Raw genomic sequence first — 15943 nt, 5'->3', positions numbered from 1 at the left:
CGCCGGCGAGCGCGATCGGCTCGACGAGCCTGCTGCGGGGCGGCGGCCCGTCTACGGCGCGCTGTCCGCCGACGCCGCGGTGGGGGCCGCCGAGGCCGTCGTCGGGGCCGCCGCCGTCGCGGCCGGTGAACCGAGCGGGCCCAGCACCAGGTCGACCTCGACCGGGACGCCGTCACCCGCGTACACCGCGGGCCGTGCCTGCGGCGCGTGGCCGGTCGCCGAACCCGCCACCACGAAGGAGCCGCTGCTCGGCGGCAGCAGGGCGTAACGGCCGTCCGCGTCGGCGGTGGTGAGGCCCGCCTGCCTGCCGCGGCGGTCGATCAGTGTGACGTTCGCCCGCGCCACCGGCGTACCGTCCGCGTCCAGCACCCGCCCGCGGAAGCCGCCGGAGCCCGCGACGAGCGTCGGCATCGGTTCCCGTACCGGCTCCGCGTCGTCGGCCTCGCCCTCGCCGGGGCGCACCGCCAGGGACTTCTTCACCACCGTCGCCCGCCGCGACGGCAGGAAGAACGCCAGCAGCAGACCGACGGCCACCGCGCCGGCGGCGATGAGGAACGAGATCCGGAAGCCGTGCAGCGTCGGCACCGTCACCCCGTCCGTACGGACCGAGGTGTGGGCCAGCACCATGCCGATCACCGCGCTCGACACCGAGGTGCCGATGGAGCGCATCAGGGTGTTCAGGCCGTTGGCCGCGCCGGTCTCCGAGGGGTCGACCGCGCCGATGATCAGGGCGGGGAGGGAGGAGTACGCGAGGCCGATGCCCGCGCCCACGACCACCGAGACGACGATCGTCTGCCAGGCGGCGCCCATCATGCCGAGCCCGCCACCGTACCCGATGCCGATGATCAGCATGCCCAGCATCAGCGAGACCTTGGGGCCGTGCTGGGCGGAGATCCGGGCGTACACCGGCGCGGTGAACATCATGGTCAGGCCGAGCGGCGCCACGCACAGACCGGCCACGACCATCGACTGGCCCAGGCCGCCGACCGAGGCGGGCAGCTGGAGCAGCTGGGGCAGGACGAGCGAGATCGCGTAGAAGGCGACCCCGACCATGATCGAGGTGAGGTTCGTGAGCAGCACCTCCCGGCGGGCCGTGGTCCGCAGGTCGACCAGCGGGGCGGAGCTGCGCAGCTCCAGCACGCCCCACGCGAGCAGGACGGCCACCGCCAGCCCGAACAGTCCGAGGGTCGTGCCCGAGGTCCAGCCCCAGTCGCCGCCCTTGGTGATCGGCAGCAGCAGGCAGACGAGCCCGGCGGACAGCCCGATCGCCCCGAGCCAGTCGAAGGTGCCCTCCGCCCGTACCGAGGACTCCGGCACGCACGCGACGGTGAGCAGCATGGACAGCGCGCCGAGCCCGGCCGCGCCGAAGAACAGGGCGTGCCAGTCGGCGTTCTGCGCGACGAGCGCGGCGGCCGGCAGGGCGAGCCCGCCGCCCACGCCGATGGACGAGCTCATCAGCGCCATCGCCGAGCCGAGCCGCTCAGGGGGCAGCTCGTCGCGCATGATGCCGATGCCGAGGGGTATGGCGCCCATGGCGAAGCCCTGGAGCGCCCGTCCGACGATCATGATCACGAGGTCGTCGGTGAATCCGCAGACGATCGAGCCGATCACCATGACGGCGAGGCTGGCGAGCAGCATCCGCCGCTTGCCGAAGAGGTCACCGAGCCGCCCCATGATCGGGGTCGAGACGGCGCCGGCGAGCAGGGTCGCCGTCATGACCCAGGTGGCGTCGGCGGGCGCCGTGCCCAGGAGGGCGGGCAGGTCCTTGATGACGGGGACGAGCAGGGTCTGCATCACGGCGACGGTGATGCCCGCGAAGGCGAGGACGGGGACGACGGCGCCGGTGCGCCTTTCGCGCGGCTCGGCCACTTCGGGGAGCGGCCGGCCGGCGGCGCCTCCGGCGTGCTGATCGGTCGTCGTCTCTGGCATATGTGCGGCCTCCGGGTAGGGAATAAGGGGCAAATATGGGCGTATGTGGCGCGCGTGGGCGTGCTTCGGCGTCGATGGACGGCCTCGGCCGCCAAGTGGATGCATCGTGAACGCTTCCGGCCCTCCGCCATATTCCGGGAAACGCGCGACGAACGCGATTCGATGTTCACGATGCTCCGCCGAAGCCGACACCTGATGAGGCGTCAGGTAGTTCGCCGGGTGTGCCGCCGGGCGGGGAGGGCGCGCCCGGGGCCCGGCCGAGGTGTCCGGGGCGCGTTTCCCGTGAGGGCGCGTGACCGCGCGTGCCCCCGCACGACGCGGAAGGCGGCACCCCCGGTCCGCCCGGGGATGCCGCCTTCCTTCTTCCGTCTTCCGCCGACTCCGCAACCGCTACGCCGCGTCGGCCGTTACGCCGCCCCGGCCGTCACGCCACATCGGCCGTTCACCTCGCGTCCATCGAGGGGCCCGCTCACTCCCCTTCGCCCGGGGCGTCGATGATCTTGCCGTTCTCGTCGACGGTGTGAGTGTCCCAGTACGTGTCCCACTTGTCGCCGACGTGCTCCGGGACCTTTCCCTCCGGGTAGCGCACGTAGCCCTTCGGCGGCTCCTCGTCGTTCGCCACGCACGCGCTGCCGGTGCCGCCGACGGTCATGACCGGGTACTCGCCATCGCTGCAGATCGCTTCCTCCATCGAGCAGCCGGTCAGCACCGCGGCGGTCACGCCGGCCAGTGCGAGGCCCCATACGGAGCGCGTCACTCGACCGCGACCACGAGTGCGACGGCGGGACGTCGCGGACGACGTGGGGTGAACTCGGCTGCTGGTACGCACAGTTGGCTCCTTCTGGCTGACTTGTTCGACCAGCCTGTACGAGGCGGGGGGACCGTTCATGAGTACGTGTACTCAGGCGTGCCCGGTCGGTCTACTCGCCTCGCGCGGAGGGGAGCTCAGGAGCCCGTGAGGCTGATCCCGAGCACGTCCAGGACGCCGTACACCCCCAGGAACACGATCGCCGCGCTGCTGACACCGAGCGCCACCGTGAGCCACCCGCTGCCCCGGAAACGGGGATCGACACCCGTCGACCGCAGCCGCCAGACGGCGATCACGACGGCCAGCAGGAACACACCGCCCCCGATGCCGCCGATCTGCACCATCAGGACGGGCGACTGCACGAAGAGGAAGAGGACGGTCCAGGCGGCGGGCAGACAGAAGGTGAGGATCCTGATCGTGCGCAGCCGGACCCGCACATCGCTCCAGTCGATGACACCGAGCAGTCCGAGGGTGTTCGTCCACAGGCGCGGCACGCTGGCGACCGAGCCGATGAGCGTCGAACCGAGCACGGTGATGGCACCGACGAGGAACGCGTACTCCGCCCACGGCCCCATGGTGTCCGTGTAGATGCGCGACAGCGTCGTGATCATCGAGTTGCCCTCGGGCACCAGGTTCTGCGGGTGCAGGACGGCTGCGCCGATCACGTAGAAGGAGAGCGTGCACACCGTGCAGACCAGCCAGCCCGCGGCGACGTCGAGCCGCATCACCTTCAGCCAGCCGGCGGCCCGGCGCGCCCGGTCCTCGCTGCCGTCGTCGGGGCCGGTCCAGCGCGCGTAGCCCTTCTCCAGGCACCAGTACGTGTACGTGGTCATCTCGTCGGCGCCGACCCCGGTGATGCCGAACATGGCCAGCGCGACACCGGCGGTGCCGACCGGGATGAGGAAGCTGAAGCCCTCTCCCAACTCGGCTGACCCGTAGCCGAATTCGGTCATCGGCAGGCCGAGCGCCAGCCCCAGGGTGGCGAGGGTGAAGACGACGACGGAGGCGACGCACAGCCGTTCCACCATGCCGTACCTGCCGGTGCTCAGCAGGGTGACGGTGAAGGCGGTGACGAGGACGGCCCACACCGCGAGCGACTGGTGACTGAGCGGCTCACCGGTGATCGGCCAGAGGATGGAGAAGGCGGCCGCCGTCCCCCCGATGATTCCGCCGCGCTGGAACATCTTGGCGAAGTCCATGCCGATCCAGAGCCAGTTGATCCAGCTCACGGGCCCGACGCGGGGGCCTATCTCGCGGTAGCCGTCCAGTGCCGTACGGCCGTTGAGGATGGTCCAGCGGGCCAGTTCCATCTGGACCCAGACCTTCACTCCGGTACTGATCACCACCAGCCAGAGCAGGGCGAAGCCCGCCTTGGCGCCGAGTGAGGTGGTGACGATCAGCTCGCCGGACCCGACCACGGCGGCGGAGAGGACGAAGCCGGGGCCGAGGTGGCGCAGCCGGCCCGCGAACGTCGTCGGTGCCTCGCGGACGTCCTCGGCGCGCAGCGCGTACGGGTCGGGCGGCTCTGCCGTGGCACCCGGGGCGGCGGACGTCGACGTCCGTGTCGTCGTTTTCGGCATGACGGATCCTTGCGTCGGCCGGCATCGTCGCCGGCGCGGGGACGGGGAGAGGGGGAGAAGATCGGGAGATCGGGAGATCGGGAGGTGAGGGAAGACGGGCGCGGGAAGCGGGGGCGAGCGGGGAGTGCGACCGAGGAGGGCCGGCGTCGGCAGTGCGGGAACGGACGGCCACGCCGGCCAGGGCCCGGCCGGGGCCGAGGGGGCCGAGGGGGGCGAGGAGGGACGCCCCGGTCCCCCTCCCGGCACCGGTCAGAGAGCCGGCCGCAGCGGGGGTTCGCCCGCCAGGACGCGTACGACGTCCTCGGCGACCAGCATGCCCATCGCGCGGTTCGCCTCGTTGCTGCACGCGGCCATGTGCGAGGTGAGCAGGACGTTCGGCGCGTGGCGCAACGGGCTGTCGCCCAGCGGCTCCTGGGCGAACGCGTCCAGCGCGGCCCCGCCCAGGTGCCCGTCGTCGAGCAACTCAGCGAGTGCCGTCTCGTCGATCAGGCCGCCGCGTGCCGCGTTGACCAGCAGCGCGCCCGGCTTCATGGCGGTGAGCCGACGGCGGTCCAGCAGGGGGCCGGCGGCCGGGTCGGCGGGCAGGTGGAGGCTGACGACGTCCGCCCGGGTGAGGCAGTCGTCGAGCGCGGCGGGCTGTGCGCCGAGGGCTTCGATGTCCGCGCCGCCGACGTACGGGTCATGGGCGAGCACGGTCATGCCGAAGGCCAGCGCGTAGCCGGTGAGCAGCCGTCCGATCCGGCCGAAGCCGACGACGGCCAGGGTCTTCCCGGCGAGTTCCGGGCCGAACAGCTTGGGCCAGTCACCGCCCGCCACCCGGGTGTGCGAGGCGGTGATGCGGCGCGAGGCGTCCAGGATCAGACCGAACGTGAACTCGGCGACGGCCCGGGAGTTGCTGCCCGGCGCGCAGACGACCTGGACGCCGCGGGCGCGCGCCGCGTCGAGGTCGATGGTGTCCACGCCCACCCCGTGTTTCGCGATGACCTTGAGCCGGGGTCCCGCGTCGATGACCTCGGCCGTGATCGCGTCCATGCCGACGATCAGGGCGTCGGCGTCGGGGACCCGCGCCAGCAGTTCACCGGCCGGCAGTGCGGCGCCTTCGACGGGGCGCAGCGGTCCGGCGCCCGCCCGGTCGAGGAGTTCCCAGGGGTCGGGCGAGAAGCGGGCGAAGGTGGGCGTGGTGACGAGTGTGGTGGTGGCCGAGGCCCCGAGCCCGCCCCCGCCGGCTGCTCCGGTCATGCCTGGCCGCCGGCGGTACGGGCGTCGGCGAGGTGGTGGCGGGCGATCTGTTCGAGGTGGGTGAGGTCGCTGGAGACGGTGGCGAACGTGAACCCCTGGGCGAGGCGGCGGGCGGCGGTGGCACCGTCGGCGGTGTGGATGCCCGCGGCGACACCCGCCTGCTCGGCGGCGCGACGGATGGTGTCGAGGGCGCGCTCGAAGGGCTCGTCGAGGGCAGGGTCGGTGGAGCTCGCGCCACCGAGTGCGATGCGCAGGTCGGAGGGGCCGATGTAGATGCCGTCGAGGCCGGGGGTGGCGCAGATGTCGGTGACGTTGGCCAGCCCCTGGGCGGTCTCGATCATGGCGAGGACGACGGTCTGGGCGTGCGCCTCGGCCGGGTCGGGGCCGATACGGAGGGCCGCGCGCATGGGGCCGTACGAACGCACCCCGTGCGGCGGGTAACGGACGGCGGCCACGGCGTCGGCGGCGTCCTGGGCGGTGTCGATGAGGGGCACGATGACGCCCGCCGCGCCCGCGTCGAGGGCGCGGCCGATGGGCGCGGGGTCGTTGGCCTCGGCGCGGACGAGACCGACGGCGGTGCTGCCCTTGGTGTCGATGGCGGTGAGGGAGGCGAGCAGGCCGGAGTATTCGATCAGGCCGTGCTGGGCGTCGAGGGCGACGTAGTCGTAGCCGAGACGGGCGATGCGTTCGGTGGAGACGGGGGAGTCGAGGACGGACCAGTAGCCGACGAGGCGTTCGCGGCGGCGCAGGGCGGCGGCGAACGCGGCGGGGGTACCGGGCTCGGGCAGGGCATCGGGCATGGTCCTCGACCTTTCAGGAGCGATGACAAGGCGGCGGCTCGCGCCGAAAAGATCGCATGGTCGCGCGAAGTGCGCAAGAGGTCTCGCGCGTTCCGCGCATGTTGTGTCATGATCGGCCGACGATGCCGTAGGTGTGAACACTGCTCGCGGGCGAAGGGGCGTAGGGGGGGCAGGCGTGGTCCCTCGTTTCTGGTTCTTGGTTCCTGGTACCGGTCCCTGGCCCGGGTTCCGGTCCTGGGACGCGGCCCAGCCCGCCGCGCCGGCCCGCCTGACGAGGTATCGGGTCGCGACGCCGTCACTATTGCGCGAATCGCGCAACCGCTTGTTCGGCGGGTCGCTCAACTGCCGTGGCGGCCACCTTGTCACGCGGAGGTGGCCCACAACGGCGAGAGGCCGCCGCGGGGTTGCCGGGACGGCCTCTCGTCTGCTTGCCCTGCGCCGGTTTCTGCGCCGGTGTCCGTGTCGGTACCTGTGGCGTTGACCGGTGGCGTTGCCGTGGTGTGCCGACAGGCCCTGTTCCGGGGGCCCGCCACCGGAACAGGGCGATGTTCAGGTCGCGTCACCGCCGTCCGACCCCGCCGGGCGGCGGTGACGGCCGTGTACGGGGGCCGTGGAGTCGTCCGTCGACGCCGCACCCCCTCGGTGCCTTCCGAGGCCGCCGCCGTCCCCCTCGGCGGCCGCCGCTCCCGCACGCTCCTGGACCGTGTCGGTTCGGGCTTCAGACATGATGGGAAGTCACCCCGTTGCGATCGCTTCTTCTGTGGCGCAGGGCCCGCGCCGTCCCGTACCGCCCCGGCGGTACGACGGGCGCACCGCTCACCTCGCGGTCCCCGGGCGGGCCCCGGCGAAAGTCTAACCAGGCGGCCGCCGGCCGATGAGGGGTGCCTGTTGGAGCGGAACGGGCCTGTGCGCCGGGCGGTGAGCGGGGGGAGCGGGGGTGGCGGAAGGTCCGTTCTCCTCCTCGGGGGCGGCACCGGGCCCGGGGGCGGGCTCCCGTTCGGGCTCCGGTTCGGGCTTCGGTTCCGGCTTCCGCGCCCGCTTCGGCGCAGGTCCTCCGCCGAGCGGGTCCGACGGAACGGTGAGGTACGACATTCCGCACGGCACCGCCCCCGTCGCGTACGGCAGCCGCAGCACACCGTCCCGGGTCCACAGCCCCGCTCCCGCCAGCCATCCCTCCGGAGCGGGCAGTTCGTGCAGGCGCCGCCCCGCCGGACGCCACACGCCGATCCAGCTCCCGCCGCCCCCGTCGATCCGCAGCGCCACGGCGCACCCCTCCGGGGTCAGCGCCTGACCGGGCTGAACGGCGAACGGCGTGACCGTACGGCCGTCCGCCGGCCGCAGGCACTCGGGGAAGCGCACGGGCAGCGAACTGCCCAGGACGCCCCAGCCCAGCCACTCCCGGCCGGGCGCGTCGGACCGGATCAGCAGGAGGCCGCTGTCCGGGTCGGCGAGCAGCAGACGGTCATTGCTCTCGTCCGTGATCTGGAGCAGCGGGGTCACCTCGCCGCCCCGTGCCAGGTCGACCGCGACGGCCTTCACCACGCCGTCGTCCGACCGCCGGTCCAGGGCGAGCATCCGCCCCGTACGGTCGAGCCAGACACCGCCCGAGCAGCGGCCCCGTACCTCGGCGATCCGTTCCGGTCCGGACGAGGCGCCGGCGACCAGCCACACCGTGGTGGAGTGCGGGCCGTAGGTGAGGGCGTAGGCGCGGCGGCCGTCGGGGGAGGGCGGCAGCAGGTCCAGTTCCTCGCACGCGACACCGCCCACGGGGAGCTGTCCCGTCACCGGGCCGCCGGCCCGGCCGGCGGGGGAGCGCCAGGCCGGATGCCCCGGGCCCGCGGGGCGCCCGTGCGCGGATCCGGCCGGCCGTCCGCGCGCGCCGAGGCCGGCCCGCTGTCCGCCCCCGTATCCGGCCCCGCCGCCGTCCCCGACCTCGTACCCGTATCCGGTCCCGCTCCCGGCCGCCGGGGGGCCGGTCAGGCAGCCGGTCGCGCGCCCGGTCGGGTAGAGCAGGCAGAAGTCGTGCCGGTCCGCCACCCGGCGGCGTACGAGCACGCGTCCGTCGGCGAGCGGCAGGACATCGGTGTCGGGCTCTTCGGGCTGGTCGAGGGGGAGGGGTACGGCGTACGGCTCGGGCCCGTCGAGGGTCCACCGCTCGGGGAACCAGGCGTCGCCGGAGCCGTCCCCCTGCTGCCCGCCGCCTTCTCCGTACGCGATGTCCCGGGCCCCACTGGCATCTCCCCGGGCCCCACCGCCACCACAGCCACCGGTGCCACTGCCGCCACCGCCGCCTCCGCCGTCTTCTGCCCTTGGTGCTCCGCCGTCGGCGCCCGGGGACGCCGAGGGGAGCGTCAGCCGGGCGGCGTAGCTCCCGTCCGCAGTGATCGCGAGTGCCGTGCGCCGCTCGGCAACACAAGCCGTCATCGGATGGTCACCTCCGGTGACGAAGCTAGTTTTCGCACTTCCACCCGAACAACAGCACCGGCGGCACTTCACCTATATGGGTGGCCGAAGGGTGATTCATCAGGGAGTGCGGGGGTGGGTGTGCTGCGCGGCGGACGGGAGCTTAGGGTTAGGTCGCCCTAACCACCCCGCCCTTCCCTCAAGGGAGCACCAGAGATGTCCATAAGGACCCGTGGTACCGCCGCCGTCATGGCCCTGGCCGCCGCGCTTTCCCTCGCCGCTTGCGGTGGCTCCGCCGACGGCGGCTCCGACAAGGCCGGATCCGGATCCGGCGGCGACGGGGACGGAAAGAAGGCAGCCGTGGCGACGGGCGGGAAGGACTTCGCCGACGCCGCGAAGAAGACGGCGTCGTACGGGACGGACGCGGCGCCGGGCGCGTTCCCGCGCACGATCACGCACGCGATGGGGAAGACCGAACTCGAAAAGCGCCCGGAGCGCGTGGTCGTGCTGGACGTCGGCGAGTTCGACAACGTCGTGTCCCTGGGCGTCAAGCCGGTCGGTTACGCGCCGACCGAGGGTGACGAGGGTGTCCCGAGCTACCTGAAGAAGGATGCGGGCAGCCCGAAGAACGTCGGCACGATCAACAACCTCAACCTGGAGGCCATCGCCGGTCTGAAGCCGGACCTCATCCTCGGCAGCCAGCTGCGCGCGGCCGACAAGTACAAGGAACTGTCGGCGATCGCCCCGACGGTGTTCTCGATCCGGCCCGGCTTCACCTGGAAGGAGAACTACCTCCTCAACGCCCAGGCGCTGGACCGTACGGCCGAGGCGAAGGCGGAACTCGCGGACTACGAGCGGAAGGCGAAGTCCCTGGGCGACGAGCTCGGCGCGGACAAGCCGACGGTCTCGATGGTGCGTTACATGCCGGACCGGCTGCGGCTGTACGGGAAGGCGTCCTTCATCGGCACGATCCTGACGGACGTCGGTCTCCCGAGGCCGAAGAACCAGCAGGTCGAGGACCTGGCGGTGGAGATCAGCCCGGAGAAGATCGACGAGGCGGACGCGGACTGGATCTTCACGGGCGTGTACGGGGACCCGGACAAGACCCAGCGCGACACGGCCCGGTCCAACCCGTTGTGGAAGAACCTGAAGGCGGTCGAGGAGGGCCGGGCGAAGGACGTCAAGGACGAGACGTGGTACCTGGGCCTGGGAGTGACGGCGGCCGACCAGGTCCTGGCCGACCTGCGGGGGTACTTGACGGCGAAGTGACGGATCCGGCCGGCACGGTCCGCCGGGTCCGCACTGACCGCGCTGACCGCACTGACCGCGCTGACGGTAGTGACCGCGCGGACGGCACTGACCGCGCGGGCCGCGCGGCCGGGTGTGTGCGTGGCCGCGTCGGCCGCCGTGACGTGTGCCGACGTGTGCCGAGGCCGGCCGAGGCGGGCCGAGGCGACCGCCGACGTGTCGGACGGGCGGCCCGTCGGCGCGACCGGCGTACGTCCGCGTACGGACCCCGGCGCGCTCCCGACCGGCCCCCGCCCCCGGGCCGTCCACGGCCGGGTCGGGGGTTCCCTCGGGCGGGTAGCCTTTGTGCTGTGTCTTCCGTGCCTCGACTGTCCGATGTCCTCGCCGCGCTCGACGCTCTCTGGCCCCCCGAGCGGGCCGAGCAGTGGGACGCCGTCGGGACCGTCTGCGGCGACCCCGACGCGCCCGTGACCCGGGTGCTCTTCGCCGTCGATCCCGTACGGGAAATCGCCGACGAAGCCGTCGAGCTGGGCGCCGAGCTGATCGTCACCCACCATCCGCTCTATCTGCGCGGTACGACGACCGTCGCCGCCTCGACCTTCAAGGGCCGGGTCGTCCACACGCTCATCAAGCACGACATCGCGCTGCACGTCGCCCACACCAACGCCGACACCGCCGACCCCGGGGTCTCCGACGCCCTCGCCGGCGCGCTGGACCTGCGGATCGTCCGGCCGCTCGTACCGGACCCCACCGACCCGCACGGGCGGCGCGGCCTGGGCCGGGTCTGCGAGCTGGACCGGCCCGCCACCCTGCGCGACCTCGCCGCCCGGGTCGCGCACCGGCTGCCCGCCACCGCCCAAGGGGTGCGGATCGCGGGCGACCCGGACGCTCTCGTACGCACGGTCGCGGTCAGCGGTGGTTCGGGCGACAGTCTCTTCGACCAGGTCAGAGCCGCCGGCGTGGACGCGTTCCTGACCGCCGACCTGCGCCACCACCCGGTCTCGGAGGCCACCCAGCACTCCCCGCTGGGCCTGATCGACGCCGCGCACTGGGCCACCGAATGGCCCTGGTGCGAGCAGGCCGCCGCCCAGCTCGACGAGATCTCCGACCGGCACGGCTGGGACCTGCGGGTCCATGTCTCGAAGACGGTCACCGACCCCTGGACCTCCCACTTCGCCCCCACCTCCACCCACCCGGTCACCCACCCCGCCCCGAACCCGGCGACCCACTCGTCCCAGTCCACCCACCCGACGAGCGCTTCGCGCGCCGCAGTCGACACCCCAGGAGCCCCCAACTGAACGCCGCGCCCGCCGACCAGATCCGACTCCTCGACCTCCAGGCCCTGGACGTACGACTGTCGCAGCTCGCCCACAAGCGCACCTCGCTGCCCGAGCACGCCGAGATCGAGTCGCTCACCAAGGACCTCGCCCAGCTGCGCGACCTGCTGGTCGCCGCCACCACCGAGGAGAGCGACACCGCCCGCGAGCAGACCAAGGCGGAGCGGGACGTCGACCAGGTGCGCCAGCGCGCCGCGCGCGACCAGCAGCGACTGGACTCCGGCGCGGTCACCTCGCCCAAGGACCTGGAAAACCTCCAGCGCGAGATCGTCTCCCTCGCCAAGCGCCAGGGCGACCTGGAGGACGTCGTCCTGGAGGTGATGGAGCGCCGGGAGTCCGCCCAGGAGCGGGTCGCCGAGCTGACGGAGCGCGTCGCCGCCGTCCAGGTCAAGGCCGACGACGCGACGGCGCGCCGGGACGCCGCGCTCGCGGAGTTCGACGCCCAGGCGGCGTCCGTCGGCAAGGAGCGCGAGGTCGTCGCCGGTTCCGTACCGGCCGACCTGCTCAAGCTGTACGAGAAGCTGCGCGGCCAGCAGGGCGGTGTGGGGGCGGCGCGGCTGTTCCAGCGCCGCTGCGAGGGCTGCCGGCTGGAGCTGAACATCACCGAGCTCAACGAGGTCAGGGCGGCGGCCCCGGATGCCGTGCTGCGGTGCGAGAACTGCCGCCGCATCCTGGTCCGTACCGCCGAGTCGGGCCTGTAGCCGATGGGCGTGCCGACACCGGGGGCCGAGGACCCGGGGCACGTGGCGGAGCTGGTCGTCGAGGCGGACGGCGGGTCCCGGGGCAACCCGGGCCCGGCGGGCTACGGCGCCGTCGTGCTGGACCCGCGCACCGGCCGGGCGCTGGCCGAGGTCGCCGAGTACCTGGGCACCGCCACGAACAACGTCGCCGAGTACCGGGGCCTGCTCGCCGGTCTGAAGGCGGCCAAGGCGCTCGGCCCGGCCGCGCGGATCCGGGTGCGGATGGACTCCAAGCTGGCCGTGGAGCAGATGTCGGGCCGCTGGAAGATCAAGCACCCGGACCTGCGGCCGCTGGCCGCCGAGGCCGCGCGGGTCTTCCCGGCGGCGCAGGTCACGTATGAGTGGATACCGCGCGAGCGGAACAAGCACGCGGACCGGCTGGCCAACGAGGCGATGGACGCGGGTGTGCGGGGCGAGCGGTGGGAGGCGCCGTCGGCGGTGTCCGGGTCCGGGTCCGCAGACGGGGCCGGGCCCGGAACCGGCGTCGAGGCCGCGGACGGGGTCGCGGCGGCGGAAACCGCCGGGCCGGCCGGAACGGCCCCGGTGGACGCGGCCCCGGCGGACGCGGGCACGGTCGCGGCGGCCTCCGGCGCGCACGTCGCCGGCACGCAGGCCGGTACGGACGTCGGCGCGGGCACCGGCGCGGTCGTCGCCACGGAGGCCCGTACCGGCGTCACGGCGGCCGTGGCCGAGAGCGGCCCCGCCGTCCTCAGCACCGAGACCTCGTCGGTCGGCTGGGGCCCCGCCGATCTCGGCCCTCCCGCCGTCTTCGTCCTCCTCCGCCACGGCGAGACCGTCCTCACGCCCGAGAAGCGCTTCTCGGGCAGCGGCGGCACCGATCCCGAACTGTCCCCGGTCGGCCGCCGCCAGGCCGAGGCGATCGCCGCGTCCCTGGCCGAGCGCGGCACCGTCCAGGACATCGTCAGCTCACCGCTCCGGCGCTGCCGCGAGACGGCCGCCGCCGTCGCCGCCCGGCTCGGCCTGGAGGTGACCGTGGAGGACGGCCTGCGCGAGGCGGACTTCGGCGCGTGGGAGGGGCTGACCTTCGCGGAGACGCGGGACCGCTACCCCGACGACCTGAACGCCTGGCTCGCCTCCCCCTCCGTCGCCCCCACGGGCGGCGGCGAGAGCTTCGCGACGGTCGCCCGCCGTATCGAGGCCACCCGCGACCGGCTGCTGGAACGGTACCGGGGCCGGACGGTGCTGCTGGTCACGCACGTCACGCCGGTGAAGACGCTGGTGCAACTGGCCCTGGGCGCGCCCCTGGAGTCGCTGTTCCGGATGGAGCTGTCCGCCGCTTCTGTGTCGGTGGTCGCGTATTACGCGGACGGCAACGCGTCGGTGCGGCTGCTGAACGACACGTCACATCTGCGCTGACGGGAACGCGCCGGCCTCGGGCCCGCAGAGCCGGGTTCAGGGGCGGCGTGTCTCCCGCAGCGTCGCCGCCTCGCGGGCCAGGGACTCGACCCGGTCCCAGTCCTTGGCCGCCAGCGCGTCCGCCGGGACCATCCACGTACCGCCGACGCAGCCGACGTTCGGCAGGGACAGGTACGACGGGGCCGACGCCGCGGCGATGCCGCCCGTCGGGCAGAACCGCGCTGCCGGGAGCGGCCCCGCGAGGGACTTGAGGTACCCGATACCGCCCGCGGCCTCGGCCGGGAAGAACTTCATCTCCGTGACCCCGCGCTCCAGCAGCGCCACGACCTCCGACGTCGTGGAGACCCCGGGCAGGAACGGTACGCCCGAGTCCCGCATCGCGCTCAGCAGCGTGTCGGTCCACCCCGGGCTGACCAGGAAGCGCGCACCCGCCCGTACCGAATCGGTCACGGCCTCCGGCGTGATCACCGTGCCCGCGCCGACCATGGCCTCCGGCACCTCCGCCGCGACCGCCCGGATCGCGTCGAGCGCGGTGGGCGTACGCAGCGTGATCTCGATGGCGGGCAGGCCGCCCGCGACCAGGGCGCGGGCGAGGGGGACGGCGTCGGAAGCGTCGTCCAGCACGACGACGGGGATGACGGGGGCGAGGTCCAGGAGGGAGGAGGTCATGGCGTCATCCTGCCGCGCGGCGCCACACTGCGCAACGTCCGTTGCGTACTGTGCAACGGGACATGGGTGAGCCGCGCGACCCGTCCCCCCGAACGGGCCGCGCGGAGGACCCGTGACGGTCTCCCTTCCCCCTCGACCGTCACGTGGTCAGCGCGAACGGCGCTCCGTCACCTGCTGCAGGGCTCGCTGGAGCCCCCGCCCGACAGGTACGCGTCGTAGACCCAGCCGAGGCTGCCGCCGCCGTTCGGCACGCGGACCCAGGTCCAGGTGTTCCCGTAGTCGTTGACGACATAGCAGTCGTACTCGACGGACGTGCCGGACGCGATGTAACCGGTGATGGTGCAGTCGCCGTAGGGACCGGTGTGGGCGGCCGCGCTGCCGGACTTGGTGATCCGGCCGACGGTTCCGTCCTTGGGCTGATGCGGCCAGTAGGCGTTGCCGCAGGTGACCGCGGACTCCCCGGAGACGGTGGCCGGTGCCGCCGTGGCGGGCGTTCCCGCCAGGACGAGCGCGGCTCCCACCGCGGCGCCCGTCAGGGCATGGCGCATACGCATGAGCTTCCTCCCGTTGTGTGAGGCGGTCGCTTCACGGTTGGTGAAGCGGGTCCGCCGTGCTGCGGGTCCGAGCCTTCCGGTCGCGCGCGGGGGTGTCGTTGGCGATTCCCGCACGGTTGTTGACCCTTTCCGCATCCGGCCGGTTTCCGGGGACGGCGGGCGGCCGGGAGTCGTGGCACGTCCGCCGGTCGATGTGCCCGTGGGTCCGGAGCCGGTACTCCTGGGGCGGCATCCCGTACGCCGCCCGGAAAGCCCGGCTGAAGTGCGCGCCGTCCGCGAACCCCCAGCGGGCGGCGACGGCGTGGACCGGCCGGGAGCACTGCGCCGGATCGCCCAGGTCACGACGGCAGCGCTCCAGACGGCTCTGGCGGATCCAGGCGGCGACCGTCAGCCCCTGTTCCTGGAAGACCTTGTGGAGATGGCGGGTGGAGATCCCGTGCGCCGCCGCGACGCTGTCGGGGCAGAGCCCCGGATCGCCCAGACGGCTCCGGACGAAGTCCTGGACCCGTGGCAGCAACGACCCCCGGGCGGGCGGACGCCCGGATTCGTCCTCCAGCTCCAGCTCCAGCTCGTGGGCGAACAGCGCGGTGACCAGTTCGAGTACGACGGTGCCCAACCGGGCGGCGTCCGCGGGCCTCGACGGGCGGCTGTCGGAGGAGAGGGCGATGAGGACGTTGGCGACGAGGGCTGCGATGCCCTCGCCCGCGGGCAGCCGTCTGCCGACGAGTCTGTCGGCTCTCTTCCTGGGCAGCGGCAGCAGGGTTTTCGGGAGGCGGACGTGGGCGAGGAAGCAGCCCTCCCGTCCGGTGGCCGCCGCCCAGGCCATGGAGCTGTCGTGGATGGCCAGCTCGCCGGAGTACAGAGCCACGTGGTACGACGCCGGGCCGGACCGGGCCGCCGGTGGCGGGGACTGCCGTTCCGACACCGGCGAGGACGGCGGGACGGTCAACGTCACGGCACCGAGGATCAGGGTGCGTGACGCCACCGGAAATTCCTCACTCTCCGGTGTGGGCACGTCCTCGCCTCGGAACATGGTGGGGAACAGCGTGACCCCTCCTTCTGCGGGCATCGCGGCATATGGCGCGGCTGACGGGTGTCTGCGGACATCGGCCGGGCGGCGGGGCGAACGGGCCTGCCGGGGCCACCGAAGACTCTTCGAGAGACTCCCGGGCGGTCGCAACACGAACGGGTTGTCCCGGACAGCGGCCCGACTGTCCGGCCTGGTCACAGCGGTTGTCCGGATCCGCGTCCGGAGCGCC

Annotated in this window: 13 protein-coding genes; 4 read left to right on the top strand and 9 right to left on the bottom strand. The window is 73.3% G+C overall.

Annotated features, from left to right (window positions below; genetic code table 11):
• Positions 1-51: 51 nt before the first annotated feature.
• The 6 genes from ACU6P3_RS09335 to ACU6P3_RS09310 form a co-directional block, all read right to left on the bottom strand.
• Positions 52-1929, bottom strand: coding sequence for an MFS transporter (locus ACU6P3_RS09335; protein WP_447196714.1), 1878 nt, complete (start codon positions 1927-1929; stop codon positions 52-54).
• Between the two features lie 469 nt (positions 1930-2398).
• Positions 2399-2686, bottom strand: coding sequence for an SCO0607 family lipoprotein (locus tag ACU6P3_RS09330; protein WP_447196713.1), 288 nt, complete (start codon positions 2684-2686; stop codon positions 2399-2401).
• Between the two features lie 188 nt (positions 2687-2874).
• Positions 2875-4317, bottom strand: a complete 1443-nt coding sequence (locus ACU6P3_RS09325) for an Nramp family divalent metal transporter (RefSeq protein ID WP_447196712.1) — start codon at positions 4315-4317, stop codon at positions 2875-2877.
• Between the two features lie 249 nt (positions 4318-4566).
• Positions 4567-5556 carry a phosphoglycerate dehydrogenase gene (locus tag ACU6P3_RS09320; RefSeq protein ID WP_447196711.1) on the bottom strand — a complete coding sequence of 330 codons (990 nt, stop codon included), beginning with the start codon at positions 5554-5556 and terminating at the stop codon, positions 4567-4569.
• Entirely contained in the window at positions 5553-6356 is an 804-nt protein-coding gene (locus tag ACU6P3_RS09315) for an HpcH/HpaI aldolase family protein (RefSeq protein ID WP_447196710.1), read from the bottom strand. Before ACU6P3_RS09315 ends, ACU6P3_RS09320 begins: the two co-directional genes overlap by 4 nt.
• An 852-nt stretch (positions 6357-7208) precedes the next feature.
• Positions 7209-8780, bottom strand: coding sequence for a hypothetical protein (locus tag ACU6P3_RS09310; protein ID WP_447196709.1), 1572 nt, complete (start codon positions 8778-8780; stop codon positions 7209-7211).
• A 195-nt stretch (positions 8781-8975) separates the two neighbouring features.
• Here ACU6P3_RS09310 and ACU6P3_RS09305 point away from each other — a divergent pair, with 195 nt between their 5' ends.
• The 4 genes from ACU6P3_RS09305 (at position 8976) to ACU6P3_RS09290 (ending at position 13461) form a co-directional block, all read left to right on the top strand.
• Positions 8976-10028 carry an ABC transporter substrate-binding protein gene (locus tag ACU6P3_RS09305; RefSeq protein ID WP_447196708.1) on the top strand — a complete coding sequence of 351 codons (1053 nt, stop codon included), beginning with the start codon at positions 8976-8978 and terminating at the stop codon, positions 10026-10028.
• Between the two features lie 338 nt (positions 10029-10366).
• Positions 10367-11305, top strand: a complete 939-nt coding sequence (locus tag ACU6P3_RS09300; protein WP_030746531.1) for a Nif3-like dinuclear metal center hexameric protein — start codon at positions 10367-10369, stop codon at positions 11303-11305.
• Positions 11302-12045: a zinc ribbon domain-containing protein gene (locus ACU6P3_RS09295; protein WP_447197821.1), complete on the top strand. Its 744-nt coding sequence runs from the start codon at positions 11302-11304 to the stop codon at positions 12043-12045. Before ACU6P3_RS09300 ends, ACU6P3_RS09295 begins: the two co-directional genes overlap by 4 nt.
• Before the next feature lie 3 nt (positions 12046-12048).
• Positions 12049-13461, top strand: a complete 1413-nt coding sequence (locus ACU6P3_RS09290; protein WP_447196707.1) for a bifunctional RNase H/acid phosphatase — start codon at positions 12049-12051, stop codon at positions 13459-13461.
• Positions 13462-13497: 36 nt separating this feature from the next.
• Here the strand turns inward: ACU6P3_RS09290 and ACU6P3_RS09285 are convergent, their stop codons facing one another.
• From ACU6P3_RS09285 to ACU6P3_RS09275, 3 genes are all read right to left on the bottom strand, one after another.
• Positions 13498-14130 (bottom strand): bifunctional 4-hydroxy-2-oxoglutarate aldolase/2-dehydro-3-deoxy-phosphogluconate aldolase, encoded by a 633-nt coding sequence (locus ACU6P3_RS09285; RefSeq protein WP_447196706.1) that lies wholly within the window; start codon positions 14128-14130, stop codon positions 13498-13500.
• Between the two features lie 167 nt (positions 14131-14297).
• Positions 14298-14684, bottom strand: coding sequence for an SH3 domain-containing protein (locus ACU6P3_RS09280; protein ID WP_447196705.1), 387 nt, complete (start codon positions 14682-14684; stop codon positions 14298-14300).
• 31 nt (positions 14685-14715) lie between these two features.
• Entirely contained in the window at positions 14716-15669 is a 954-nt protein-coding gene (locus ACU6P3_RS09275) for a helix-turn-helix domain-containing protein (protein ID WP_447196704.1), read from the bottom strand.
• Between the last annotated feature and the right edge of the window lie 274 nt (positions 15670-15943).

The organism is Streptomyces hebeiensis (assembly GCF_052983195.1).
Note: the sequence above shows the minus strand (reverse complement) of the source record. Positions and strands in the feature narration are given on the sequence as shown.

Bases quoted from the DNA above. Each gene is read 5' to 3' on its own strand.
- ACU6P3_RS09335 (WP_447196714.1), bottom strand. From the start codon at position 1,929: ATGCCAGAGACGACGACCGATCAGCACGCCGGAGGCGCCGCCGGCCGG.
- ACU6P3_RS09325 (WP_447196712.1), bottom strand. From the start codon at position 4,317: ATGCCGAAAACGACGACACGGACGTCGACGTCCGCCGCCCCGGGTGCC.
- ACU6P3_RS09320 (WP_447196711.1), bottom strand. From the start codon at position 5,556: ATGACCGGAGCAGCCGGCGGGGGCGGGCTCGGGGCCTCGGCCACCACC.
- ACU6P3_RS09315 (WP_447196710.1), bottom strand. From the start codon at position 6,356: ATGCCCGATGCCCTGCCCGAGCCCGGTACCCCCGCCGCGTTCGCCGCC.
- ACU6P3_RS09310 (WP_447196709.1), bottom strand. From the start codon at position 8,780: ATGACGGCTTGTGTTGCCGAGCGGCGCACGGCACTCGCGATCACTGCG.
- ACU6P3_RS09305 (WP_447196708.1), top strand. From the start codon at position 8,976: ATGTCCATAAGGACCCGTGGTACCGCCGCCGTCATGGCCCTGGCCGCC.
- ACU6P3_RS09290 (WP_447196707.1), top strand. From the start codon at position 12,049: ATGGGCGTGCCGACACCGGGGGCCGAGGACCCGGGGCACGTGGCGGAG.
- ACU6P3_RS09285 (WP_447196706.1), bottom strand. From the start codon at position 14,130: ATGACCTCCTCCCTCCTGGACCTCGCCCCCGTCATCCCCGTCGTCGTG.
- ACU6P3_RS09280 (WP_447196705.1), bottom strand. From the start codon at position 14,684: ATGCGTATGCGCCATGCCCTGACGGGCGCCGCGGTGGGAGCCGCGCTC.